Origin of the sequence: Corallococcus sp. NCSPR001, assembly GCF_017309135.1 — a bacterium.
Lineage (GTDB): Bacteria > Myxococcota > Myxococcia > Myxococcales > Myxococcaceae > Corallococcus.
In genome coordinates this window covers 2,402,438-2,426,478 of sequence record NZ_JAFIMS010000002.1, presented here as the reverse complement: position 1 = coordinate 2,426,478, position 24,041 = coordinate 2,402,438, and the positions used below count along the sequence as shown (strand labels likewise).

At 71.3% G+C, this 24,041-nt stretch carries 19 protein-coding genes; 10 read left to right on the top strand and 9 right to left on the bottom strand.

From position 1 onward, the window contains the following. The first annotated feature begins 116 nt into the window (after positions 1 to 116). Positions 117 to 1,934, top strand: a complete 1,818-nt coding sequence (locus JYJ93_RS40790; RefSeq protein WP_206789837.1) for a tetratricopeptide repeat protein — start codon at positions 117 to 119, stop codon at positions 1,932 to 1,934. Between the two features lie 134 nt (positions 1,935 to 2,068). Then, positions 2,069 to 3,178, top strand: coding sequence for a glycosyltransferase family 4 protein (locus JYJ93_RS11965; RefSeq protein WP_206789828.1), 1,110 nt, complete (start codon positions 2,069 to 2,071; stop codon positions 3,176 to 3,178). Positions 3,179 to 3,191: 13 nt separating this feature from the next. Here the strand turns inward: JYJ93_RS11965 and JYJ93_RS11960 are convergent, their stop codons facing one another. Continuing rightward, complete coding sequence (locus tag JYJ93_RS11960; RefSeq protein WP_206789826.1) at positions 3,192 to 5,024, bottom strand: hypothetical protein; 1,833 nt, start codon at positions 5,022 to 5,024, stop codon at positions 3,192 to 3,194. 92 nt (positions 5,025 to 5,116) lie between these two features. Between JYJ93_RS11960 and JYJ93_RS11955 the strand changes: the two genes are divergently transcribed. Continuing rightward, a complete protein-coding gene (locus JYJ93_RS11955; protein ID WP_206789816.1) occupies positions 5,117 to 6,124 on the top strand; it encodes a glycosyltransferase in 1,008 nt (335 codons plus the stop codon). On the opposite strand, the gene JYJ93_RS11950 is transcribed toward JYJ93_RS11955, so the two are convergent. The 6 genes from JYJ93_RS11950 to JYJ93_RS11925 form a co-directional block, all read right to left on the bottom strand. Next, entirely contained in the window at positions 6,087 to 7,475 is a 1,389-nt protein-coding gene (locus JYJ93_RS11950) for a sigma-54 dependent transcriptional regulator (protein WP_206800258.1), read from the bottom strand. The genes JYJ93_RS11955 and JYJ93_RS11950 overlap by 38 nt on opposite strands. Before the next feature lie 44 nt (positions 7,476 to 7,519). After that, positions 7,520 to 9,088 carry an ATP-binding protein gene (locus JYJ93_RS11945; RefSeq protein ID WP_269012797.1) on the bottom strand — a complete coding sequence of 523 codons (1,569 nt, stop codon included), beginning with the start codon at positions 9,086 to 9,088 and terminating at the stop codon, positions 7,520 to 7,522. A 28-nt stretch (positions 9,089 to 9,116) separates the two neighbouring features. Beyond that, complete coding sequence (locus JYJ93_RS11940; protein WP_206789815.1) at positions 9,117 to 10,373, bottom strand: type II secretion system F family protein; 1,257 nt, start codon at positions 10,371 to 10,373, stop codon at positions 9,117 to 9,119. A 55-nt stretch (positions 10,374 to 10,428) separates the two neighbouring features. Further along, complete coding sequence (locus JYJ93_RS11935; RefSeq protein ID WP_206789813.1) at positions 10,429 to 11,541, bottom strand: type IV pilus twitching motility protein PilT; 1,113 nt, start codon at positions 11,539 to 11,541, stop codon at positions 10,429 to 10,431. Between the two features lie 45 nt (positions 11,542 to 11,586). After that, positions 11,587 to 13,287 (bottom strand): type IV-A pilus assembly ATPase PilB, encoded by a 1,701-nt coding sequence (gene pilB, locus JYJ93_RS11930; protein WP_120589090.1) that lies wholly within the window; start codon positions 13,285 to 13,287, stop codon positions 11,587 to 11,589. 222 nt (positions 13,288 to 13,509) lie between these two features. Further along, positions 13,510 to 14,436, bottom strand: coding sequence for a bifunctional riboflavin kinase/FAD synthetase (locus JYJ93_RS11925; protein ID WP_206789811.1), 927 nt, complete (start codon positions 14,434 to 14,436; stop codon positions 13,510 to 13,512). A gap of 81 nt (positions 14,437 to 14,517) precedes the next feature. Between JYJ93_RS11925 and JYJ93_RS11920 the strand changes: the two genes are divergently transcribed. The 7 genes from JYJ93_RS11920 to JYJ93_RS11890 all read left to right on the top strand — a co-directional run bounded on the left by JYJ93_RS11920 (position 14,518) and on the right by JYJ93_RS11890 (position 22,413). Beyond that, positions 14,518 to 15,138, top strand: a complete 621-nt coding sequence (locus JYJ93_RS11920; RefSeq protein WP_206789809.1) for a tRNA (guanine-N7)-methyltransferase — start codon at positions 14,518 to 14,520, stop codon at positions 15,136 to 15,138. Positions 15,139 to 15,312: 174 nt separating this feature from the next. Further along, positions 15,313 to 16,356, top strand: a complete 1,044-nt coding sequence (locus tag JYJ93_RS11915) for a diguanylate cyclase (protein WP_206789807.1) — start codon at positions 15,313 to 15,315, stop codon at positions 16,354 to 16,356. Positions 16,357 to 16,406: 50 nt separating this feature from the next. After that, positions 16,407 to 16,820 (top strand): hypothetical protein, encoded by a 414-nt coding sequence (locus JYJ93_RS11910; protein WP_206789796.1) that lies wholly within the window; start codon positions 16,407 to 16,409, stop codon positions 16,818 to 16,820. 67 nt (positions 16,821 to 16,887) lie between these two features. Further along, positions 16,888 to 18,162, top strand: coding sequence for a hypothetical protein (locus JYJ93_RS11905; protein ID WP_242543776.1), 1,275 nt, complete (start codon positions 16,888 to 16,890; stop codon positions 18,160 to 18,162). Between the two features lie 88 nt (positions 18,163 to 18,250). Next, positions 18,251 to 18,673, top strand: a complete 423-nt coding sequence (locus JYJ93_RS11900) for a cupredoxin domain-containing protein (protein ID WP_206789792.1) — start codon at positions 18,251 to 18,253, stop codon at positions 18,671 to 18,673. Between the two features lie 71 nt (positions 18,674 to 18,744). After that, positions 18,745 to 19,410, top strand: a complete 666-nt coding sequence (locus JYJ93_RS11895; protein WP_206789791.1) for a hypothetical protein — start codon at positions 18,745 to 18,747, stop codon at positions 19,408 to 19,410. A 72-nt stretch (positions 19,411 to 19,482) separates the two neighbouring features. Continuing rightward, entirely contained in the window at positions 19,483 to 22,413 is a 2,931-nt protein-coding gene (locus tag JYJ93_RS11890; protein ID WP_206789789.1) for a helicase C-terminal domain-containing protein, read from the top strand. A gap of 100 nt (positions 22,414 to 22,513) precedes the next feature. On the opposite strand, the gene JYJ93_RS11885 is transcribed toward JYJ93_RS11890, so the two are convergent. Both JYJ93_RS11885 and JYJ93_RS11880 read right to left on the bottom strand, forming a co-directional pair. After that, positions 22,514 to 23,251 (bottom strand): signal protein, encoded by a 738-nt coding sequence (locus JYJ93_RS11885; RefSeq protein ID WP_206789787.1) that lies wholly within the window; start codon positions 23,249 to 23,251, stop codon positions 22,514 to 22,516. Then, entirely contained in the window at positions 23,248 to 23,997 is a 750-nt protein-coding gene (locus tag JYJ93_RS11880; protein ID WP_206789784.1) for a HEAT repeat domain-containing protein, read from the bottom strand. Before JYJ93_RS11880 ends, JYJ93_RS11885 begins: the two co-directional genes overlap by 4 nt. Between the last annotated feature and the right edge of the window lie 44 nt (positions 23,998 to 24,041).

Here is a 24,041-nt window from a genome sequence, read left to right as displayed (position 1 = left end):
CGGTGGGTCATCCTCCGGGCACCCGCGCCCCACGCCTGCTGGCCTGCCAGGTGCGTATCCCCTCGGGGATCCGGGGCATCGGATATCGTCCCCCAGCCTCCGTGGGAGCCCCCTTCGTGACCCCTTCCGTGCCTTCCGCCCCTCCCTTCTTCCACGCCGCCGGGCCGTCGCGCGGAGTCCTCCAGGCCGTAGCCGTGGTGCTCGCGGCGCTCGCCGTGTACGCGCCGTCGTTGACGGGCGGGCTGGTCTACGACGACTACGTGCTCGTGGAGGCCAACCCGTGGATCCGCTCGGCGACGACGCTGGGGGACGTCTTCACCCAGCAGCTCTTCGGGTTCGTCCCCGGCGCCTCCGCGAGCGCCGCGTTCTACCGGCCGCTGACCCACGTGTTGCTGCTGGCCGTGCACGGCGTGGCGGGCACTTCGCCCTGGGCGTACCACCTCGTGTCCCTGGTGCTGCACACGGTCGCGTCGCTGCTCGTCTGGGTCCTGGCCCGGCGCGTGCTGGATGGACAGCGTCCCGGGGCCGGCCTGGTCGCGGGGCTGCTCTTCGCCGTCCATCCGGTGCACGTGGAGGCGGTGGCGTGGGTGAGCGCGGTCATGGACGTGGCCGCCACAACGGCGGGCCTGGGCATGCTGGCGTGCCTGGCCCTCCGGCCGCTGCGTCCCGGACGCGCGGTGGCGGGAGCGGGCTTGTGGCTCGTGGCGCTCCTCTTCAAGGAGGTGTCCGCGGTGCTGCCCGGCATGCTGCTCACCTGGGAGCTGATGGATCGCGCCCCGCCTTCCGCCGAGCGCAGGCGCGAGTGGGCCTGGCGCTACGGGCCGCTGGTGCTCACTGGCGCCGTCTACCTGGCGCTGCGGCTGCACGCCGTGGGTTTCTCCACGGTGAACTCGGGGTGGGCCTCGTTGCCGCCCGGGCTCGCGCTGTTCAACGCGCTGCCGCTGCTCGCGGAGCACGCGCGGCTGCTCGTGCTGCCCTCTGGCCTGAGCGTGCTGCACCCCTTCGAGCCCGTGACCTCGCTCGCGTCAGGCCGGGCGTGGGTGGGCCTGGGGGTCGCGCTGGGCTTGGTGGCGGGGCTGGTGGTGCTGCGGCGGCGGGCTCCAGGGGCATGGCTGGGCCTGGCGTGGCTGGTGCTGCCGCTGCTGCCGGCACTGCACCTGCGCGCGCTCGGGGAAAGCGCGGTCTCCGAGCGCTACGACTACCTGCCATCGGTCGGGTTCTGCCTGGTCGTCGCCGCGGCCTGGGGCGCCTGGAACGCCCGGGCACGCCGCGAAACCACGTCCTCATGGGCCCTCTTGCCCACGGCCGTCGCGGGCGCGGTGCTGCTGGCGGCCACCGCGCGCGCCGCGACCCAGGTGGGCGTCTGGCAGGACGAAGTGAGCCTGTGGGCGAACGCCGTGGAGGTCAGCCCGGAGGCGCCCACGCCGCACTACCAGTTGGGGGATGCCCTGCTGCGCGAGGGACGCGTGGACGAGGCCCTGCCAGCGCTGGAGCACGCGGTGAGGCTGCGGCCCACCCATCCCTCCACCGTGAATGCCCTGGCCCAGGCCCTGATCAAGTCGGGGCAGCCCGCCCGGGCCCGGGAGCTGCTGGAGGCCGCGCTCGTCGGGATGCCGGAAAACTTCGGCCTCCATTACCGGCTGGGCGAGGCCCTGCACGCGCTGCGGGACGACGCGGCGGCCACGCGGGCCTTCCAGGAGGCGGTCCGGCTCGCGCCCGCGAGCGCCGAGGCCCGGGTCGCCCTGGGGGAGTCGCTGCTGCGCACGGGCAACGCACAGGAGGCCCTGGCCCCGTTGGAGGAGGCCCGGAGGCTGGCACCGGAGGCCCCCGCGGTGCTCGAAGTGCTGGCCCGCGTCCACCGCGCGCTGGGGCACGAGGCGCAGGCGCGCGAGCACGAGGCGGCGGCGGCCCGCGCCGGAGGGTCCGCTCCCTGAGCAGGGAGCCCGTGCCCGCGCCTCACATGCCGCTCCCGGTGGCCCGGCGGCCCGTGCGATGGTGGGACCGCCCGCGCCGGCTCCCACCCGTCACGAGAGACGGACCGGACCGCCGTGCGCAGGGCCCATTCGCCATGCGCATCCTCGAGGTCTCCAACTTCATGCCGCCCCACCCCGGCGGCATCGAAATCATGGTGGAAACGCTGTTCCAGGGACTGCGCGAGCGGGGCCACGACGTGCGGTGGATTGCCGGCGCCACGCCCGAGCCGCCGGGTGTCTCCGGCGGGCGCGTGCGGGTGGGCGCGTGGAACTGGCTGGAGCGCAACCTCCACGTGCCCATGCCGGTGTGGGCCCCGTCGGGCTGGCAACAGCTGGACGCGCTCGTGCGCGAGGTGGACGTGGTGCACGCGCACGACTGCCTCTACCTGTCCTCCGCGATGACGGCCGCGCTCTGCCGGCGCCACCGCAAGCCGCTGCTCATCACCCAGCACGTGGGCGAGGTCCCCTACGGCGGCGTGCTGGACACCGTGCAGGACGTGGCCTACCGGACGCTCGGGCGCGCGGTGCTGATGTCCGCCACCGAGGTGGTGACGTACAGCCCCCACGTGCAGGCCTACTTCTCCCGCGTGGGGCTGAAGCGTCCCCTGCACCTGATTCCCCTGGGGTTCTCACCGCGCTTCCAGCCGCTCCCACCGGACGCACGTCGCCGGGCCCGCGCCGCCTTTGGCCTCTCCGAGTCGGCGCCGCTCGTCCTCTTCGCCGCGCGCCTGGTGCCGAAGAAGGGCGTGTCGCTGGTGGCCGAGGTGCAGCGGAGGCTGGGCCCGGAGGGCATCCGGCTGGTGGTGGCCGGGGACGGCCCGCTCGCCTCGGAGCTGGAGGGGCTGCCGGGGACCGACCACCTGCGCCAGGTGGACCACGCGCGCATGCACGAGCTCTACGCGTGCGCGGACGTGCTGCTGCTGCCCTCGCGGGGCGAGGGCCTGCCCCTGACGCTCCAGGAGGGCATGCTCACGGGGCTGCCCGCCGTGGTGTCCACGGATCCCTCCTTCACCGCCAACGTCGCGGACGCGCCCGGCGTGCTGCGCGTGGAGGGCGCGGACGCGCTGGCGGCGGCCGTGCGCGGCCTGCTGGCCTCCCCTCCGCCGCGCGAGGAGGTCGCGCGCTGGGGACGCGAGCGCTGGGGCCTGGAGCGCTTCATCACCGACTACGAGCAGACGCTCGCGCGGCTCGTGCGCGAGGGCTGAGAGAGGCCGGCCGTCAGGGCGACGGCGGGGGGAAATCCGAGGGCAGCTCCTTCACCGGTGAGGGGTAGCGCTCGGGGGAGGCCTGGTCCAGCGGGACGAGCCGGTGCTGGCAGTCCTTGCGCGACACGACGAGCAGGTAGCCCTCGCGTCCCGGGAAGCGCTTCAGCAGCTCCCGGTCCCGCTCCACGCCCAGGTGGTTGGCCCAGAGCACGGGGTCGTCCAGGTCCGGCCCGTTGTTGGGCCGGGTGAAGACGAAGTGGCGCGCCGGGGCCGACTGGCATGGCGGCGCGATGGGGTGCTGCGTGAAGACGATGGACGGCACCGGCGCCTCTCGCTCCACGAACTCCAACGGCGCGCGGATGTCCCGCGCCAGCAGGGCCAGCGTCGTCCAGCGCGGGGGCAGGTACATGGCCGCGCACACCAGCAGCAGCCCCGCCACCGTTCCCGGCACCATCCCCGGCCGCCCCTGCGCCCAGGCCCAGCGCCACAGCGTGCGCAGCCCGTCCGTGGTCAGCAGCACCAGCGGCAGCATGGCCTCCGAGTAGTGCACCGGCCCGAACGAGTCGATGCCCGCGTCCGCCACGGGGATGTGCAACACCCAGAGCCCGGCCATGCTCGCCGCCATCCAGCGCGCGTACGGCCCGCGCGCCAGACACGCGAGCCCCAGCCCCAGCGGCCACCCGAAGCCATCCACGCTCAGCCGGAAGAGCGCCACCACGCCGCGGCCCACCGCGAGCCACGGGGAGCGGTCCACGAAGAAGTACCAGAAGCCCTCCCCGCTCGCGGACTCCGGGGCGAAGGTGGCGAAGCGGAAGGCGTTGGCGCGCGCGTAGAAGAGGCCCGCGTGGTAGCCCGTCATCCACGGCGAGCCCGTCTGGGCGGCATTGGCCGCGAGGAACAGCGCCGCGAGCGGCACCGCCACCGCGAGGAAGGCGCCCACGCGCGCGGGCACCCCACGGCGCTCGCCCCGCCAGAGCCCCAGGGCCCACCACACGAGCAGCGGTACGCCCAGGCCCACCGCGGTCGCGGGCCGCGTCCAGAACGCCAGGCAGAAGAAGAACGCCACGCCCGCGCTCGCCAGGGCACCGGCCCCCGCGCGCGAGCGCTGCACGCAGTACAGCAGCCACGCCAGCGCGAAGAGCACCGTGGTGTGCGACATCATCGTGGCCGCGCCCGTCATCAGCAGCGGCGACACGAGGCACAGGAGCCCCGCGACGCGCGCCCACGCCGGGCCGAACCACTCGCGCGCCACCAGGAAGACGGCCACCGTCGTCGCTCCCGCGAGCAGCGGGTTGATGAGCCAGGGCACGCCCGCCTTCATGCCGAACGCCAGGAGGAACGGCCACCCGAGGAAGTACTGGCTGTACAGCTTCCCGTCGTTCACGAGGAAGCCGTTGTCGAAGAAGAGCTTCAGGGGCGGCGAGGGCACCCACAGCCGGAAGGAGGCCAGTAGGCGCGCGGCGAACTGGTACGAGGCCTCGTCGTCCGTGAGGGGCGCGTGTCCCAAAAGCAGCGACTGGATGGCCAGCGGGATGAGCACGCCCATCAGCCCCAACAGCACGAGGCTCCTGCGGTCCGGATAGTCGCGCCAACCGGAGCGCCAGCGCTGGAGCGTCTCCGCCCGCAGGCCCCGGCCTCCCGCGAGCGCCAGGCACACCACCACGGGCACGCCCAGAAAGCCCATCATCGCCGCGAGCAGGAGGTAGCGAGGCGTCGGCAGGTCGATGCTCCCCAGGTCCAGGCGGAAGCCCTTGAAGTACGACAGCCAGAGCGCCGCGTGGGCCAGCAACAGCACGGCGGCCAGCACGAGCGGGGGGACGGGAGACCTGCCAGGGGGAGGAGCCATGGGTGGGGGCCGGCAGCGTAGATCAGCGGAAGGAGCGTGTAGAGTGGCGCCGCACGCCACGAGGACGTGGCCCCCTTTTTTCGACCTTCCGAATGAGCCGCCCGAGCCTCGCGACGCCCCCCCGCATCGCGGTCATCCTCCCCTGCTTCAACGAGGCGCTGGCCATCGCGCACACGGTGCGGGCCTTCCGCCAGGCCCTGCCCACGGCGACGGTCTACGTCTACGACAACGCCTCCACGGACGAGACGGCCCGGGCGGCGCGGGAGGCGGGCGCCCTGGTGCGCGCCGAGCCCCGGCGCGGCAAGGGCAACGTCCTGCGGCGGGCCTTCGCGGACGTGGACGCCGACATCTACGTCGTGGCGGACGGTGACGGCACCTACGACGCCCGCGCGGCGGAAGGGATGACCCGCCTGCTCCAGGACGAGTGCCTGGACATGGTCGTGGGCACCCGGGTGCACACCGAGAACGAGGCCTACCGGGCGGGCCACGTGGCCGGCAACTGGCTCTTCAACCAGGTGGTGGCGGGCCTCTTCGACAAGGGGCTGTCGGACATCTTCTCCGGCTACCGGGTGATGTCGCGACGCTTCATCAAGTCGTTCCCCTGCGCCTCGGAGGGGTTCGAAATCGAGTCGGAGATGAGCATCCACGCGCTCCAGTTGCGCATGCCCGTGCGCGAGGTGCCCACGGCCTACGCGAAGCGGATGGAGGGCTCGCACAGCAAGCTGAACACCTGGCGCGACGGCCTGCGCATCCTGGGCCACATCCTGCGGCTGCAGCGGCTTCTGCGGCCACGGAAGTTCTTCGGCACCATCGGCGCGGTGCTCATCGCCGTGGCGCTGCTCCTGTCCATCCCCGTCTTCCTCCAGTTCTTCGAGACGGGCCAGGTGCTGCGCTTCCCCACCGCCATCCTGTGCACGGGCCTGGTGCTGCTGGGCTCGCTGTCAGGCCTCGTGGGCCTGGTGCTCGAGGGCGTGAGCCAGCTGTCGCTGGAGACCAAGCGGCTGAGCTACCTGGCCGAGCCCGCGCTCACGGTGCCGGAGACCGAAGGCGCCCGGGAGCCCCTCACGAGCGGGGAGCGGGCTCGTCCAGCTCATCCGTGAGGCCGTGCTTCGCCAGCCGGTAGCGGAAGGAGCGGAAGGACAGGCCCAGCAACTCCGCGGCGCGCGTCTTCACGCCCTGGGACTGCTTGAGCGCGGCCAGCAGGTGCCGCCGCTCGCTCTCGTCCAGGTGACGCTCCAGGTTGAAGCCCGAGCCCAGCGAGGGCTCGCCGCTGTCCCCCGGGCGGTTCAGGGGCTCTGACTCACCGCGCACCGCGGGCGGCAGCGTGCCGGGCCCCAGGAGCTCCGAGTCCGACAGCGTGGCCGCGCGCTCCACCATGTTCTGCAGCTGGCGCACGTTGCCCGGGAACGCATAGCGCTCCATCAGCGCCAACGTCTCCGGCGCGAAGCGCAGGCCCGGCCGGCCCAGCTCCTCCGACAGCCGCGCGAGGAAGTGCGACGCGAGCGGCGCGATGTCGTCCGGCCGCTCGCGCAGCGGGGGCAGCTCCAGCGTGATGACGTTGAGCCGGTAGAAGAGGTCCTCGCGGAAGCGGCCCGCCTTCACCTCCGCCTCCAGTCGGCGGTTGGTGGCCGCGATGACGCGCGCCTGGAAGGGAATCTCCGCCGCGCTGCCCACCGGCTTCACCTTGCGCTCCTGCAGCACGCGCAAGAGCTTCACCTGGGTGGCGAGCGGCATCTCGCCCACCTCGTCCAGCATCACCGTGCCCTCGGCCGCGGACACGAGCAGGCCCGGCCGCTCATGCGTGGCGCCCGTGAAGGACCCCTTCATGTGGCCGAACAGCTCGCTCTCCAGCACGCCTTCGTTGAGGGCGCCGCAGTTGAAGGGCAGGAAGGGCTGGGCGGCGCGCTGGCCGCGCAGGTGGATGGCGCGCGCCACCAGCTCCTTGCCGGTGCCGCTCTCCCCCGTCACCAGCACCGTGCTGCGGCCGGGGGCCACCTTCTCCACCAGCTGCCACAGGGCGCGCATGCGGGGGCTCGTCCCCACCAGCAGCCCGCCCAGGCCGGGCAACAGCCGCGACTTGAGCGTGAGGTTCTCCTGGCGCAGCGCGCGCTTCTCCAGCGCCTTGTGCACCAGGAGCCGCAGCTCCTCGTTGTCGAAGGGCTTGCAGATGTAGTCGTAGGCCCCCTCGCGCATGGCCTCCACCGCGGAGGACGGCGTGCCGAAGGCGGTGATGAGCACCACCTCCGGCGGCTCCTTGCGCGAGCGCGCGCAGCGCAGCACGTCCAGGCCGCTGCCCTGGCCCAGCTTCATGTCGGAGATGACCAGGTCCACCTGGTCCTTCTCCAGCATGGCGCGCGCGGTCTCCACGGAGGGCACGCTCGTCACGGCGTAGCCCTCCCGCACCAGGAGGATCTCCAGGTACTCGCGCATGGACAGCTCGTCGTCCACCACCAGCACGTGGCCGCGCGCGCCACCGTCATGAGGGAGCGGCGCCGTCACAGGGGCAGCCCCACGAGGAACTCGGTGCCTTCAGCGGGATTGGACATCACGCGGATGGTGCCTCCGTGCGCGTGGATGATGGAGTGCGCGGTGGACAGGCCCAGCCCGGTGCCACCGTTGCGGGTCGTGAAGAACGGCTCGAACAGGTGTCCCATCATCTCCTCCGTGATGCTGCCCGCCGAGTCCCACACGCGAATCTGCGCTTCCTTTTCCGCGCGCGCCAGGGCCACCCGCACCGTTCCCTTCGGCCCCGCCGCCTGGATGCCGTTGCGCAGCAGGTTGAGCAACACCTGGCGCAGCTGGTCCGGATCCACCTGCGCCGTCAGCGCGTCCAGGGGGCGCACCTCCAGTTGGACCTCGCGTGAAAGCGGATCCGCGCGGAGCATGTCCACCGTCTCCGACAGGAGGGTGTCCAGGGCCACCGGCCGGCGCTGCGGCTCGGGCGGGCGCGCGAAGCGCAGGAAGTCCTCCACCAGCCGCGCCAGCCGGTCCGCCTCGCGCGTGAGGATGCCGGTGAGCTTCGTCACCACCACGTCGCCGGACTGCTCCTGGGCCAGCAACTGGGCGGAGCCGCGCATGGCGGCCAGCGGGTTGCGGATTTCATGCGCCAGCTGCGCGGACAGCGCGCCCAGGCTGGCCAGCCGGTCCGTGCGCTTGAGGTCCTCCTCCATGCGCCGCAGCTCCGTGAGGTCCTGGAAGACGATGAGCAGCGAGCCCGCCTCGCCCTCCAGGGGCGACACGGACAGCCCCAGCACCCGCGGCCCGCCGGGCGTCTTCACCCGCAGCTCGCCCCGGGTGGCGCGCGGCGCCAGCGCGGACACGCCCGGCAGGAGCTTCTCCAGCGGCTGGCCTACGCACGCGCTGTCCTCCTCCTGGAGGATGACGCCGCCCGCGGTGTTGAGGAAGGTGACGCGCCGCGCGGCGTCGCAGGTGACCAGTCCGGACGGCATGGAGGACAGGATGAGCTGCTGCAGCCGCCCCAGCCGGCGCAGGTCCGCCTCGCTCTGGGACAGCGCGCCGCCCGTGGCGGACAACTGGCGCGACAGGTAGCCGGACAGCACGGCGATGAGGCCCAGCGCCAGCACGTTGCTGCCCAGCACGAAGAGCACCCGCGAGGGCGCCATCCCCGGCACGTCCGCCGGCTGGGTGAGCCGCATGATGAGCAAGAGCCCGGTGAAGGCCAGCGAGGACACGACCGCGGCCCACAGCGCGCCGCGCTGATCCAGCACCACCGCCGCGCCGATGACGGCCAGGCTGTAGAGGAACGTCAGCGGCGATTCCGCGCCGCCGCTCAGGAACACCAGGCCGGTGGCGATGATGACGTCGCCCACCACCTGCACCACGGCGTCCAGGCGCCCCGCGGTGCCCCGGCGCAGGCGCAGGCCCGTCACCACCGTGAGGACGTAGGCGGCCGCGATGACGCCGAACGACAGCGAGTCCGCGCGGCTGGGCTCCTGCGCGGGCTGGGTCGCCAACCGGACCACCGTCACGACGAGCGACAGGCTCGCCGCGACGGTGCGGAACAACACCAGCCACACCAGACGCGAGCGCAGCCCCGGGGCCACGCCTCGCGTCAGCCTTCCACCGTCCGCGCTACTTGATCGCGCCGGCAAGCGAGAAGATGGGCAGGTACATGGCGATGAGGAAGCCGCCGACCACGCCGCCCAGGAACACCATGAGGAGCGGTTCGATCATCGAGGTGAGGGCGCTGACCGCCGTGTCCACCTCGTCGTCGTAGAAGTCGGCGATCTTGTTGAGCATGGTGTCCATGGCGCCCGTCGCCTCGCCGACGCCAATCATCTGCACCACCATGGAGGGGAACACCTTCGTCTCCAGCAGCGGGCCCGCGATGTTCTTGCCCTCGGCGATCTTCCCGCGCACGTAGTAGATGGCCTCTTCCACCGTGCGGTTGCCAGCCGTCTTCGCCGTCACGTCCAGCGCGTCCAGGATCGGCACGCCCGAGGAGATCATCGTGCCCAGCGTGCGCGTGAAGCGCGCCACGGCCACCTTGCGCAAGACGTCGCCGAACAGGGGCATCTTGAGGAAGACCTTGTCCCAGAACTTGCGGCCCTTGGGCTGCTTGTAGCTCCAGGAGAAGGAGAACACGACCACCGCGATGCCGATGATGGTGTGGAGGAAGTACGCCTGGGCGAACTTCGACATGTCCACGACCACCTGGGTGGGCGCGGGCAGCTTGGAGTTGAAGTCCGCGAACATCTTCTCGAAGACGGGCGTCACCTTGAGCAGCAGCAGCGCCGTCACGCCGATGGCCACCAGGACGACCACCGACGGGTAGGTCATGGCGCTCTTGACCTTGGCCTTCAGCTTCTCGCTCTTCTCACGGTAGGCGGCGAGCCGGTTGAGGATGGTGTCGAGGATACCGCCCACCTCGCCCGCGGCGCACAGCTGCACGTAGAGCTCGTCGAAGATTTTCGGGTGCTCCTTCAGCGCGTCCGCGAAGGTGCTGCCCTGCTCCACCTTGCCCTTGATGGCGAACACCACCTTCTTGAAGGCGGGGTTGTCCATCTGGCTGGCGAGGATGTCCAGGCACTGCACCAGCGGCAGGCCCGCGTCGATCATCGTCGCGAACTGGCGGGTGAAGATGAGGATGTCCTTGCCCGTCACGCCGCCCATGCCGGGCAGGGTGATTTCCCCGTCGAGGGCGCCCTTCTTGCGCACCTTCGTCGGGTTGAGACCCAGGGACTTCAGGCGCGCGTTGACGGCCTCGGCGTCCGGGGCCTCCATCTCGCCCTTTTTGCTCTCCCCGCTCTTGGTCTTCGCCTCCCAGAGGAACTGGGCACTGTTCTTCTTGGACGCTGTCGCCTTCTGCTGCACTGCTGGTGCTGCCATAACTGGACCTCCGGGGAGGGCGAGGAGTCTAACCTGTGATTTTCATGCCCCAAAACTAACGGGCACCCGCTCCCCCGGCCGGCCGCTGGGCTCCGCCCGTCCCGCCACCCGTGGCGAGGATGTTGCGCAGCTCCTCCGGGTCGGAGGAACGGCCGAAGGCCTCGTCCTGGGAGATGACCCGGCGCGCCAGAAGGGCGGCCAGCGCCTGGTTGAACGTCTGCATGCCGTACTTCGCCTGGCCCACCTGCATGGACGAGTAGATCTGGTGGACCTTGTCCTCGCGGATGAGGTTCCGGATGGCGGGGTTGGGCACCATGACCTCCAGGGCCAGCACGCGGCCCGGCCCGCCCACCTTGGAGACGAGCGCCTGGCTCATCACGCCCTCCAGCACGAAGGACAGCTGGGCGCGCACCTGGGGCTGCTGGTACGGGGGAAAGACGTCCAGCACGCGGTTGATGGTCTGCACCGCGCTGTTGGTGTGCAGCGTCGCGTAGCAGATGTGGCCCGTCTCCGCGATGGTGAGCGCCGCTTCGATGGTCTCCAGGTCTCGGAGCTCGCCGACGAGCACCACGTCCGGATCCTGGCGGAGGATGTACTTGAGGGCCGTCTTGAAGTTGCGCGTGTCCGCACCGACCTCGCGCTGGTTGACCAGGCAGTTCTTGTGCGGGTGCAGGTACTCGATGGGGTCCTCGATGGTCATGATGTGCTCATGACGCTCGGTGTTGATCTTGTCGATCATCGAGGCCAGCGTGGTGGACTTGCCGGAGCCCGTGGGGCCCGTCACCAGGATGAGGCCGCGCGGCTTCTTCACCAGCTCCGCCACCACCGGCGGCAGGCCCAGCTCCTGGAACGTCAGAATCTTGAACGGAATCGTGCGGAACGCACCGGCGACGGCGCCGCGCTGCATGAAGATGTTCGCGCGGAAGCGTGACAGGCCCTTCACGCCGAACGACAGGTCCAGTTCGTTCTCCTCCTCGAACTTGTGCTTCTGGGCGTCCGTGAGGATGGAGTAGCAGAGCTGCTTGGTCTCCACGGGCGTGAGCGGCGCCGTCTTGAGCGGGACGAGCTCACCGTCCACGCGGAGCTGCGGCGGCGAGCCGGTGGTGATGTGGAGGTCGGAAGAGCCCTTCTCGACCATCGCCTTGAGAAGCTGGTGCAGGTTGGCCACGGATGCGTGTCCTGTCGGAGGAAAGTGGGGGGAGGAAGTGGGTGATTAGAAGCGGTCCGGCGCGGTGTTGCCCACGACCTCTTCCAGGGTGGTCATGCCGTCCATGAGCTTCTTGAGCGCGCTCATGCGCAGGCTGCTCATGCCCAGACGGATGGCCTCCTGCTTGAGCTCCGCGGCGGAGGCGCCGTTGATGACCAGCTCCTTGAGGCCGTCCCAGAAGGGCATGACCTCGTAGATGGCCACGCGGCCCCGGTAGCCGCGGTCGTTGCACTCGCGGCAGCCGACCTTCTCGTACATGGTGAAGGTGCCCATCTTGTCCGGGGGGATGCCCGCGTCGATGAGGGCCTGCTCGTCCACCTTCTCCGCGGGGCGCTTGCAGGCCGGGCACAGGCGGCGGGCCAGACGCTGGGCGAGGATGAGGTTGAGCGACGCCGTCACGAGGAACGGCTCGATGCCCATGTTGAGCAGACGGCTCACCGTGCCCGGGGCGTCGTTGGTGTGCAGCGTGGAGAGCACCAGGTGGCCCGTGAGCGCCGCCTTCACGCCGATTTCCGCCGTCTCGAAGTCGCGGATCTCACCGATCATGATGATGTCGGGGTCCTGGCGGAGGAAGGAGCGCAGGCCGGCCGCGAAGTTCAGGCCGATGTCTTCGTGCATCTGCACCTGGTTGATGCCGGCGAAGTTGAATTCGACGGGGTCCTCCGCGGTGCAGATGTTGGTGCCCACGTCGTTGAGGCTGGAGAGCGCGGAGTAGAGCGTCGTCGTCTTGCCGGAGCCCGTGGGGCCCGTCACCAGCACCATGCCGTAGGGCCGGTCGATGGCCTCCTTGAACCAGGCCAGGGGCTGCGCGTCGAAGCCCAGCTTCGTCATGTCCAGTTGCAGGTTGCTCTTGTCGAGCAAGCGCATCACGACCTTCTCGCCGAAGAGCGTGGGGCACACGCTCACGCGGAAGTCCATCTCCTTGCCGCCGCCGATCTTGATCTTGATGCGGCCGTCCTGCGGCAGGCGCCGTTCGGAGATGTCCAGCGACGCCATGATCTTCAGACGGCTGGTGATGGCGTTGCGCAGCTTCATGGGCGGGCGCATCACCTCGTACATCACGCCGTCGATGCGGAAGCGGACCCGGAAGTCCTTCTCGTACGGCTCGATGTGGATGTCGGACGCGCGCTTCTTGATGGCGTCCATCAGGATGAGGTTCACCAGCTTGACCACGGGCGCGTCATCCGCGGCCTTGGCCATCTCATCCACGTTCTCCTGCTCCTCCTTGGCGACCTCGATGTCGTCGCCCACGTCGCCGACGATGTCCTCCAGCGAGGGGCCCTTCTCCGCGTAGTAGCGCTCAATCGATTCGCGGATGGAGATTTCGGACGCGACGACGGCTTCGATGTTGTAGCCGGTGAGGAACTTCAGGTCGTCCACCGCGAAGATGTTGGACGGGTCGCACATGGCCACGATGAGGGAGGGCCCTGCGCGGTTGACCGGGATCACCAGGTGCTTCTCGGCCACTTCCTTGGGCACGAGCTTGATGATGTCCGGATCAATGTCGAAGTCCTTCAGGTTGATGGCCGGGACGCCGTACTGCTTCGACAGGAAGTCGGTGAGCTTCGACTCCTCGATGGCGCCCGTCTTGATGAGCGCCGTGCCGATGCGCGCGCCACTCTTCTGCTGCTCCTCCTGCGCCTTGCGGAGTTGCTGGACGGAGATGAGGTTCTCGCGCACCAGCAATTCACCGAGTCGACCGGACATTTCTGGGATGCCTCTTTGAGCGTGAGGAGGGAACAGCCAGAGCCCCGGCTGTCAGCGGGACCCGCGGGGGGAAATCCAATCCGTGCGGCAGGGGCCTGAAGCCCTGGCACGGATCCTCCCGGATTAGAGGAAACCGATGCGCGGCCTGTCAAGGCGCCCTGGCGTGCTCCCTTGCTGTCCGGCGCCCCTCCTGGAAGGGCGCGCCCCTCGGCGCTGGAGCCCCTACCCGTCGCCGCGGGCCACCACGGTGCGCGCGGCCTCCACGTCGCGTTTGATTTGACCCACCAACTCGGCGGCGGAGCCGAAGCGCTGCTCGGGCCGCAGCCGCTCCAGGAACTGCACCCGCAGTTCCTTGCCATAGAGGTCGCCGCTGAAGTCCAGCAGGTGCGCCTCGATGGTGACCTCCGTACCGCCAAAGGTGGGCTTCACGCCGATGTTGGCCGCCCCCGGCCGCCACGGCCCGTCCGCCTCCGCGAGCAGGCGCACCCGGATGGCGTACACGCCGGGCGCCGGCCGCAGCTCGTTCTGCGTGTCCACGTTGGCGGTGGGAAAGCCGATGGTGCGCCCCCGGCCCGCGCCGGACACCACCGTGCCATCCAGGTCGAACGGGCGGCCGAGCAGCCGCCTGGCCGCGCCCACCCTGCCCTCCAGGATGTACTCGCGGATCCGCGACGAGGACGCGACGACGCCGTCCACGTTCACCGGCTGGACGACGTGCACCTGGGCGCCCCGCTTCGCCGCGGCGTCACGCAGCGTGGCGACGGTGCCGGCGCGCTGGGCGCCATAGGTGTAGTCGCTGCCCACCACGACGTGGCCCACGCCCAGGCCGTCGAAGAGGGCGGACTCGAAGTCCTGGGGCGTGTTGCGCGCGTAGTCGCGGGTGAAGGGCTGCACCACCACGTGGGACAGGCCGCACGCCGCGAGCAGCTCCAGCTTGCGCGGCAGGAGCGTGATCAGCTTGGGCGCCAGGTCCGGCTGGAGCACCTTGCCCGGGTGGGGCTGGAAGGTGAGCGCGTTCGCGGGGGCGTGGCGCAGCGCCTCCGCGAAGAGGGCCTGGTGGCCCACGTGCACGCCGTCGAAGTTGCCCAGCGCGAGGGCCTGCCCCTGAAGCTGGCGGCCCGCCTCGGACACGGACTGGAAGACCTTCATGGCCCTTCCCTATAGCACCCCGCGCGCTTTTGCCCTGGCCAACCCACGCGGCTCCATGGTTAGAGGCCCCCCGTCCCCGCCATGCGCCCTGCCCTGCTCCCTGATCCGGTCGGCCTCAAGTTCGTCCCCCTGGAAGCGCCCCCGGACTGGGACGCGGAGTTCGGCTTCACCGGGCCGCTGGAGCTGGAGATCGGCTCCGGGGCGGGCGGGCACGCGCTGGAGTACTGCCGCAGGAACCCCGGCGTGCGCTTCGTGGCCTTCGAGTGGCGCAAGAAGTACGCGCGCGACACGCAGATGCGCGCGGAGAAGGCGGGCATGAAGAACCTGCGCGTCATCGAATCCGACGCGCGCTTCGTGGTGCCGCGCATCTTCGCGCCCGGGTCGCTGGACGTCATCCACCTGCAGTTCCCCGACCCGTGGTGGAAGCGCTCGCACGCCAAGCGGGCGGTCGTGCAGCCGGAGTTCGCCAAGGTGATGCTGGGGCTGCTCAAGCCCGGCGGCCGCTTCGACATGCGCACCGACGTGCAGGACCGCGCGGAGGCCATGCTGGAAATCCTGGAGGCGGCGGGCTTCCACAACCCGCTGGGCGCCGGGGTGTTCCACCCGTACGACCCGGAGGAGGTGCCCTCCACCCGCGAGCGGCGCTACCTGGCGTCCGGAGAACCCGTGTACCGCGCACGCCTGGTGAAGCCCGCGCTGTAGCCTTCGCCGGCGCTGTCAGGCCCTGGACGCCCGGCGTCCCCGGTGACCGTGGGTGCCCGCGAGGGCCCTTGGCAGCGCCCGCCCCCCGGTGGAGAATCCACCCAGGGGGTTCCCGCTCCGGGGAGCACTCGCGACGTTGGCCACGACCGCATCCTGTTGGGGGGTGGGCGCCTCATGCCGGAAGCCGAAAGGAAACGGATGCCGGAGGGCGTGCGCAGGAGCGGACCCGCCAACGACTTCTCCGGGCGCACCGTGCTCATCGTGGACGATGATCCGGCGCAGGTGAAGCACGTGCGCGAGGGCCTGGCCCCGCACGGCTACGTGTTCAAGGAAGCGCTGGACGGTGCGCAGGCGCTGTCCGCCATCCGCGCGGGGAGGCCCGACCTCATCGTGATGGACGTGGAGATGCCGGGCCTGGGCGGCGTGGAGGTGTGCCGCATCGTCAAGGCGAACGCGGGCGAGGGCGGCTTCGGCTTCATCCCCGTCATCCTGATGACGGCCCGGCAGGCGGCGGGCAAGGTGGAGGGGCTGGAGCTGGGCGCGGACGACTACCTGGTGAAGCCCTTCGACATGCTGGAGCTGGGCGCGCGCGTGAAGTCCATGCTGCGGCTCAAGGCGTTGCAGGACGCGCTCCTGGAGAAGAACCGCGAATTGGAGTGGGCCAACCGCGAGCTGGACCGCCGCCGGCAGGAGCTGCTCGCGCTCAGCCGCACGGACGCGCTCACGGGCCTGTTCAACCGGCGCTACTTCGAGGAGCGGCTGAGCGAGGAGTTCATGCGCTCGCGCCGCTACCGCTCCCCCCTGTCGCTGGTGATGCTGGACATCGACCACTTCAAGCGCATCAACGACACGTTCGGCCACCCCTTCGGGGACGAGGTCCTGCGCGCGGTGGCGCACACGGCGCGCGCGACGCTGCGGGAGGTGGACCTCCTGGCCCGCTATGGCGGCGAGGAGTTCATCGCCCTGTTACCGGAGGCGGCCCCCCAGGACGCGCTGCGGGCGTGCGAGCGGGTGCGCGAGGCGATCGAGCGGCTGGAGCTGACGTGGACGGGCCCGGATGGAATGTCCCAGGAGGTGAAGCTGACCGCGTCGCTGGGCGTGGCGACGGTGCCCGCGGACGACCTGCCGGGCACGGAGGCGCTGCTGCGCGCGGCGGACGCGAGCCTGTATTCCGCCAAGGGGACGGGCCGCAACCGCGTCCACCAGCACGCGGCGTGACGCACCTCCCGCTTCCCCACGGCGGCGGTTTGACCTAAATCGGAGGACCCATGCGCCCGCTCGCGATGACGACCTGGCTGCTGTTCGCCCTCCTCTCCCTGGGCGGCTGCAGCCGGCTCCAGCCGGACACCCCCGTGGGGGCCTACCAGACGTTCCACAAACACGTGCAGCGCGGAGAGCTGCCCAAGGCGTACGCCGGGCTGTCACAACAGACCCAGCAAGTGCTGAAGACGCGGGCCCAGCAGGTGAGCGACGCGTCCGGGGGCATGGTGAAGCCAGAGCCGCTCCCGCTGTTCTTCGCGAATGTCCCGGTGCCGCCGGATGTTCAGGAGGTTTCGCTGCTCCGGCAGGAGGGCGACGTGGCGACCTTGGTGGTGCGCTCGGCGGGAAGGTCGGGCGAAGTCCGGATGGTGAAGGAGCCGTCCGGGTGGAAGGTGGACTTTTCAGCATCCCCCCAGCCGTGAGCCCGGGCATGCCCGGGCCCCGCGCATCAGGTAACGTACAACCGTGAACGACAGGAAGACACGGCGGGTGCTCCCCGCAGTCGAAGTCATCCGGAGACCGGGCTCCACGCCCGGCGGCCCGGTGACGCCGTCCTCGACTGCCCCCACCCCCTCCCCCACGCCGAGGCCCACGCCCCGGCCCACGCCGGTGGCGCCCTCCGCCCCGGTGGCCCCCCCCAGCGCGGAAGGCGCTCCGCGCGCGACGCCGGCCCCCCGCCCCACCCCGGGCGTGGCGCCCGCGCCCCGGCCGAGCGGCCTTGCCCCCACGCCCCGGCCGACCCCGTCCGTGGCCCCGTCCGCTCCCCCGCCCCGCCCGGCTCCGGGCCCGGTGGGCACGGCGCCGGCGGCCTCCTCCGTGCCGCCCCGGCCGGCCGGTGCGCCGGCTCCGGGCTTCACGCCGGGGGCCTCGTCCCGTCCGCCTCCCCGGGGCCCCGGGATGGGTGGGCCGCCGCGCGCGGGGGGGCCTCCGGGCCGCTTCGCGCCGCGCCCCAGCACCCCGCGTCCGCCGCCCACGCCGGAGCAGATCCTGGCGCTGGCCACGCGCGAGCACGTGCCGGCGCGCATCGCCAAGGGTGAGCTGGAAGGGAAGATGAAGGCGCGCATCTGGCGCAAGCTGCACGCCGAGGAGGCGAAGCGCTTCGACCAGGTCTACGAGCTGATGGGCCAGACGCCGGGCCTGTCGCTGGGCGACGCGTTCGGCATCCTGCAGAGCGGCCTCACGGTGCAGGAGTTCATGGCGCGCAAGGAGCGCAGCCAGCGCAAGGCGGCCATCAAGCAGGCGCGCGGCCAGGTGGACAACGCGCTCGTCGCGGACTTCCTGGGCGCCTTCATCGAGCAGAAGACCGAGCTGTCCGTGGTGCTGGCGGAGCGGTCGCTCCTGGACACGCTGCTGGCGGAGGAGGCCATCGCCTTCACCTTCGAGCGCACGGGCCGTCTGGAGAAGCTCCAGGTGGTGCTCATCGCGCGCAGGGGTGACTGGGAGCGGCTGATGCCGACCCTGGAGCGCGACGCGAAGCTCACGCAGAAGCCGGCGCAGGTGGCGCGGCAGCCGGACAAGCGCCCCTACTCGGACCCCCGGCCGTTCCTGCCGCACATCGGGCAGACGGTGAAGCTGGTGCTGCGCAACGGCATCACGGTGGAGGCGCCGCTCCTGCGCGTGGGCCGCTTCGACGTGCTGCTGGGTGAGCCCGGGCACGAGCTGTTCGTCCCGCTGCACGCGCTCCTGCGCTTCGAGGCGCCCCCGGCCCCGGCCGAGGATGACTCCGACGACGAAGCCGGTTCCAAGCCCGACGCCGAGGGCTGAAAGCGGCTCGCGGTGGCGTTACCTCCGGGCGGCCCTGCCTTCACTGGCGGGCCGCCCTTCTTCCTTCCTCACCCTGGAGACTTCATCCATGCGCGTCTTCTTCTCCCGCATCATCAAGCCCTGGCTCGCGCTCACCGCGGCGGCGGTCCTCGCGGGGGCGTCGCAGCAGGCGTGCACGAAGGAGTCCTCCGCGAAGGAGCCGGGCGCGCCCGCCGCGCAGGAGGTGGGACGGCGGGAGAACGGCGTGCACGTGGTGGAGCTGGCCGTCACGGAGAAGGGCTATGAGCCTTCGCCGGTGCAGCTCAAGAAGGGCGAGCCGGTGAAGCTGGTGGTGACGCGCAAGACGGACCTGACGTGCGCCACCGAGCTCGTGATGGACGAGTACAAGATCGACACGAAGCTGCCGCTGAACACCCCGGTGGAGATCGCCTTCACGCCCAGCCAGTCCGGGACGCTGAAGTACGGCTGCGCGATGGGGAAGATGATCGCCGGCACGTTCGTGGTGGACTGAAGCCGGACGTCAGACGGCCTCGTACAATCCCTGGCTTCACCGCAGTCTCCTCAAGACAGGGAATCCACACGATGCGTCCTCCGTCCGTCCCCCTTCCCCTGAAGCTCGTCGTCCTCTGCCTGGCGGTCCTCACCGCCGGCCCCGCGCTGGCGCAGCAGCCCGCGCCCATGACGGTGGCGCAGGCCATCGAGAGTGAAATCCAGGCGGCGTTCAACAAGCCGGACGCGGCCACCGTCAACGCGAAGAACGCCTTCATGGCGCGGCTGTCCGGGGCCTACGGCACCGTGAACATCTACGTGGCCAGCTACCAGCTGGTGGACGGAGTGCTGCCGCCGTTCCAGAACCAGGTCTACGAGAACAACGTCCAGAGCTACGCCTACACGCTGTATCAGGCGATGATCCAGCAGTACGCCGCGAACCAGGCGCTGCTCCGGTCCAACCCCGCGCTCTTCCGGCTGACGCTCTTCAACTACGCGGTGAACCACATCTCCAACTGGATCGCCGCCAACCCGCCGCCGGGCGTGCAGTGGGTCTTCGTGGAGGACGTGGGCAGCCTGGCGCGGCTGGCGGTGATGGTGAACTCCACCACGTTCTATCCCTCGAACTGGGTGCTGTCGCTCCAGACGATGCTGAACGGGAATGGCCGCTGGGCCAGCCTCATCATCTGGGACATCAGCATGTACCTGCTGAGCTTCCCCAACGAGGCGCTCTTCGTCGACACGTTCGAGGGCCTGTAGGAAGGCGCGTCCCGCCCGGGCCTGCCCGTTAACTGGCGATGTCCGCCCGGGCGGGTAGGCTCACGCGCCTGCATGGGCAGCTCGGAGCTCTTCACCCGGCACGTCTTCCTGGACCTCGAAACGACGGGGCTCGACCCCCGCGTGGACGAGGTCATCGAAGTCGGGTGCCTCTTCTTCGAGCACGGCCGGGAGGTGGACCGCTTCTCCCAGCTGTATTCGGCGTCCCGCCCGCTGAACCTCACCATCCGCCGGCTCACCGGCCTCTCCGACGCGCAGCTGTCCGGACAGCCCCGCTTCGACGCGGAGCGCGCCCAATTGCGGGAGCGGCTCCAGGGCTGGACGGTGGTGGCGCACAACGCCCCCTTCGAGAAGGGCTTCCTGCCGGACGTGCTCGGCGGCGTGCCGGTGCTCGACTCGTGCGAGCTCATGCACTACCTGCACCCGGAGCTGCCCAGCCACTCGCTGGAGTCGCTGATGCGGTGGGCGAAGCTGGGCTCGCAGCAGCCGCACCGGGCGCTGCATGACTGCGTGGCGGTACACGCGGTGCTGGTGCACGCGCTGGATGGCTGCGTGCGCGACGGGCGCGCGGAGGACGTGGCGGACCTGCTGGCCACCATGGACCCCAGGGCCCGCGCGGCGCTGGGGCCCACGCCGCTCCTGGATTCCCTCTCGGCGGAGGACGCTCGCGACCTGGCGATGGACGCGGAGGCGCGCCCGCTCCTGGAGCTGCTCACGCGGCTGTGGGAGGCGTGCCGGGCCACGCCGGTGCCGCTGAGTCTGGAGACGACGGGCGGCTTCTTGCGCGCGCGGCCGGAGCGCAAGCGCGCGAATGGCGGCAGGCCTCCCCCGGAGCCCGAGCTGGACGCGACGCCGCTGCCGGTGCGGCCGGAGGAGGTGGCCCAGGTGCTGGGGCCCGGCGGCGCGCTGGAGCGGGGCGGCGGGTTCCTGTCGCGGCCCGCGCAACTGGAGATGGCGCAGGCGGTGGCGCGCACGCTGTCGGACGGCGGGCAGGTGGCGGTGGAGGCCGGCACGGGCACGGGCAAGTCGCTGGCGTACCTCACGCCCGCGGCGCTGTTCGCCGCGCGCAACGGCCTGAAGGTGGGCGTGGCGCCGCACACGAAGACGCTCCAGGACCAGCTCCTGGAGAAGGACCTGCCCCGGCTGCACCAGGCCACGGGCGGCGCGTTCGGCTACGCGTTGCTCAAGGGCCAGACGAACTACCTGTGCCGCCGCCGCGCGCTGGAGGCCACGCGCGTGGAGCCGGGGATGAACCACACGGCGCGGGCGCCCCGGGCCTACGTACGCGCGTACCTGCGCCGCAGCGTGGACGGGGACCTGGACCGGCTGAGCCACTGGTTCCGCGAGCGCTTCCCGGGCATGCACGGGCTGGTGCCGGCGGTGCGCTCCGAGGCGGCGACGACGCTGGGCGAGCGGTGCCCGCATCACAACAAGTGCTTCTACCACTCGGCGGTAGCGCAGGCGCGCGAGGCGGACGTGCTGGTCATCAACCAGTCGCTCGCGTTCGCGTGGCCCGCGCGCTACGGGCGCCTGGACCACCTGGTGCTGGACGAGGCGCACGAGTTGGAGGACGTGGCCACCACCGCGCTCACGGTGGAGCTGTCCGACCTGGCCTTCCTGCGCCTCACGGAGCGGCTGCACGGCCGCGACGGGCGCCGGGGCCTCTTCGCGGAGCTGCGCCGCGCGCTCGCGGCCACGCGCCGGGACGAGTCCCGCGTGCTGATGTCCGAGGTGGACGACTCCCTGCGCACGCTGCTCCAGGAGGCGCGCCTGTTGGGCGAGCAGGTGACAGCCCTGTGCGAGCCCGCGGCGGCGATGCCCGGCGAGGACGCGGACGACGCGGCCTATGCGCCCGAGCTGCGGGTGACGGACGCGGTGCGCGCCCTGCCCGCCTGGGAGCCCGTGCGCGAGGGGCTGGTGGCGGTGCGCACGGCACTGCAACGGGTGCACACGCTCTTGTCGGTGCGGGTGCTGGCGGCGCTGCCGGAGCTGGCGGTGAAGCAGCCTTCGTTGGAGCGCGAGCTGGCCGGCGCCACCACGGAGCTGGGCGAGCTGTCGGTGCTCGCGGGCGAGCTGGCCGGAGAGCCGGACGCGAAGCGCTGCTATGCGGCGCGGGCGGAGCCTCGGAAGCAGCGCTGGAGCGTGGGCGCGCAGCCGGTGGACGTGTCCGAGTCCGTGGCGAAGGACTTCGCCGCGAACAAGCGCGCGCTGGTGATGGCGTCCGCCACGCTGGGCACGGGTGACGGTGTGCCCTTCGTGCTGAAGCGGCTGGGGCTGAGGCCGCCCATCCTGCGCGCGCCCTCGCCGTTCCACCTGGGACAGCAGGCGCTGGTGGTGCTCGTCACGGACGCGCCGCGCGCGCACGAGGAGCCGTTCATCGACTGGGCCTCTGGGCGCATCTCCGGCCTGGCGCAGGTGATGGGCGGCCGGGTGCTGGGCCTGTTCGCCTCCACGCGGCGGCTGGAGCGCGTGTCGCGCGAGGTGCAGGCGCGGCTGGAGCCGCACGGCATCGAGGTGCTGCGCCAGTCGCGTGGCCACGGCCGTTCGCTGGCGGCGCGGCAGGAGCGCGACACGGGCACGGTGCTGCTGGGCACCAAGAGCTTCTGGCAGGGCGTGGACATCCCCGGGCGCGGCGTGGGGTGTGTCTTCATCGACAAGCTGCCCCTGGAGCCGGCGTCACGGCCGCTGGTGGCCGCGCGCGAGGAGCCGCTGGCGAAGGCGGGCAACGAGTACCTGGGTTTCCTCCAGTACCGGCTGCCGCGGGCGCTGCTGCTCCTGCGCCAGGGCGTCGGGCGGCTCATCCGCTCCACCACGGACCGGGGCATCGTCGTGGTGGCGGACCCCGGACACGCGAGCTACCGGCCCCTGCTGCTCCAGGCGCTCGCGGGCTACCGAGTGGTCGCGCTGCCGTGGGCGCAGGCGCGGCTGCTCTTGCACTCGGAGCTGCTCCAGATGGGGCTCACCGCGGACACCGCGCGGGTGTGAGGCGCCTCGCGCGCTGAAGCCAGGCGCTGCCCTGCTCCACCGCGCGCTCAGGCGTAGCGCAGCGACGCCTCACGCGTCGAAGCGGGGCGCCCGCCCTTCCCTACCGCGCCAGCCGCTCGCGGTAGCGCGCCTCCAGGGCGGACAGCTCGTCCACCCAGGGGCCCGTGGCGCCGCTCGTCTTCGCCTGCGCCAGGGCCTCCGACAGCGCTCTCGCGTCCTCGGTCTGCTGCGCGCGCAGCCGCTGGGTCATGTCCCGCGCGGCCTCGAAGACGTCCTGCAACTCGTCGCCTTCGCGCAGGCCGTGCTGCGGCGGGTTCAGGTGACCTTCCGCCACCTCGCGCATCATCCGCTTGATGCGGAAGAGCGGGCCCGCCATCCGGTGCGTCACCACGATGGTCGCCAGCGCCACCACCGCGATGAACGTCAGCAGGCAGCCGCCCAGCACCCACCACGTCAGTTGCTGATGGCGCTCCAGCTCCGCGCGCTGCGCGACGATGGCCGAGCGCTCCGCCTCGTACTTCGCGTCGATGGCCTGCGCCTGCTCCCGGAACTGCTTCTCGAACGCCGGGTCGTTCATGTGGGCCATCAGCTCATTGGAGAGCGTGGCCCCGGACAGGTCCCGGCTCACCTCCGCCGCGGCCGAGCGGGCGTCCACCGCCGTCGCCGTCTCGTGCATCAGCGAGTTCGCCGCGCGCACCAGGAAGATGCCCAGGAGCGCCGCCATCACCAGCGACACGCCGACGATGTACGCGGTGAGCTTCAGCTGGAAGGGCGCGTCGAGCAGGAAGTTGCGCCAGCGGCGCTTCGTCGTCGGGGCCTGGGCCGTGGTCGTCGTCATGTCTCGCTGCTCCAGTCGAAGGTCGCGGCGGCTTCCTCGATGGCTCGGGGGATCAGGGCCTTCAACAGGTCCGCGGGCGGAGCTCCCGCGGCGTTCACTTCCACCTGTCCCATCAGGGACTGCTCCGGGTACGTCATGCACAACAGGGCCAGGCGCAGGCCTCCACTGTCCGTCTTCTGGATCTCCGCCGTGATGCGGTAGCCGTGCACGCCCAGCTTCTTGAGCGCGCCCTTCGCCGCGGCCTTCGACTCCTTCTCCGGCGCCATCTGCGCGCCCCGGCGCACCAGCTTGGAACGAAGCCGCGCCTCCGTCACCTTCACCAGCTCCGCGGGCACGCTGCCCGTCTTGTCCTTCAGCGCGTCCAGCGACAGGTAGAAGCGCGGCCGGCGCGCCTGGTACGCCTTGATGGCCTTGATGGACTCCGCCACCGCCGCCTGCACCGTGGCGTCCGCCTCCCCCTGCACCGCCTGGAGGCAGTCGAGCCCCTTCGGTTCCAGGAGCGCGCCCAGCCCCTTGGCCACCGCCGCGCGCACCAGCTCGCTCGGGTCCTTGAGGCCACCGCACAGCGGGGTCACCGCTTCGGGGTCTTCCGTCTGGCCCAACACCAGCGCGGCCTGTGAGCGAGCACGCGGATCCCTTCCCTTCTCCAACTGACGACCCAGGAAGGTGATGCGCGTGTCTCCCTGCGCCAGCGCAGCGCTCGACGGCAGGAAGAAGATGAGCAGGAGTGCTGTCGGCAGCCGCATGGGATGGGCAAAGAAGTGCCAACAGTGTAGCCGCGATTTACCTG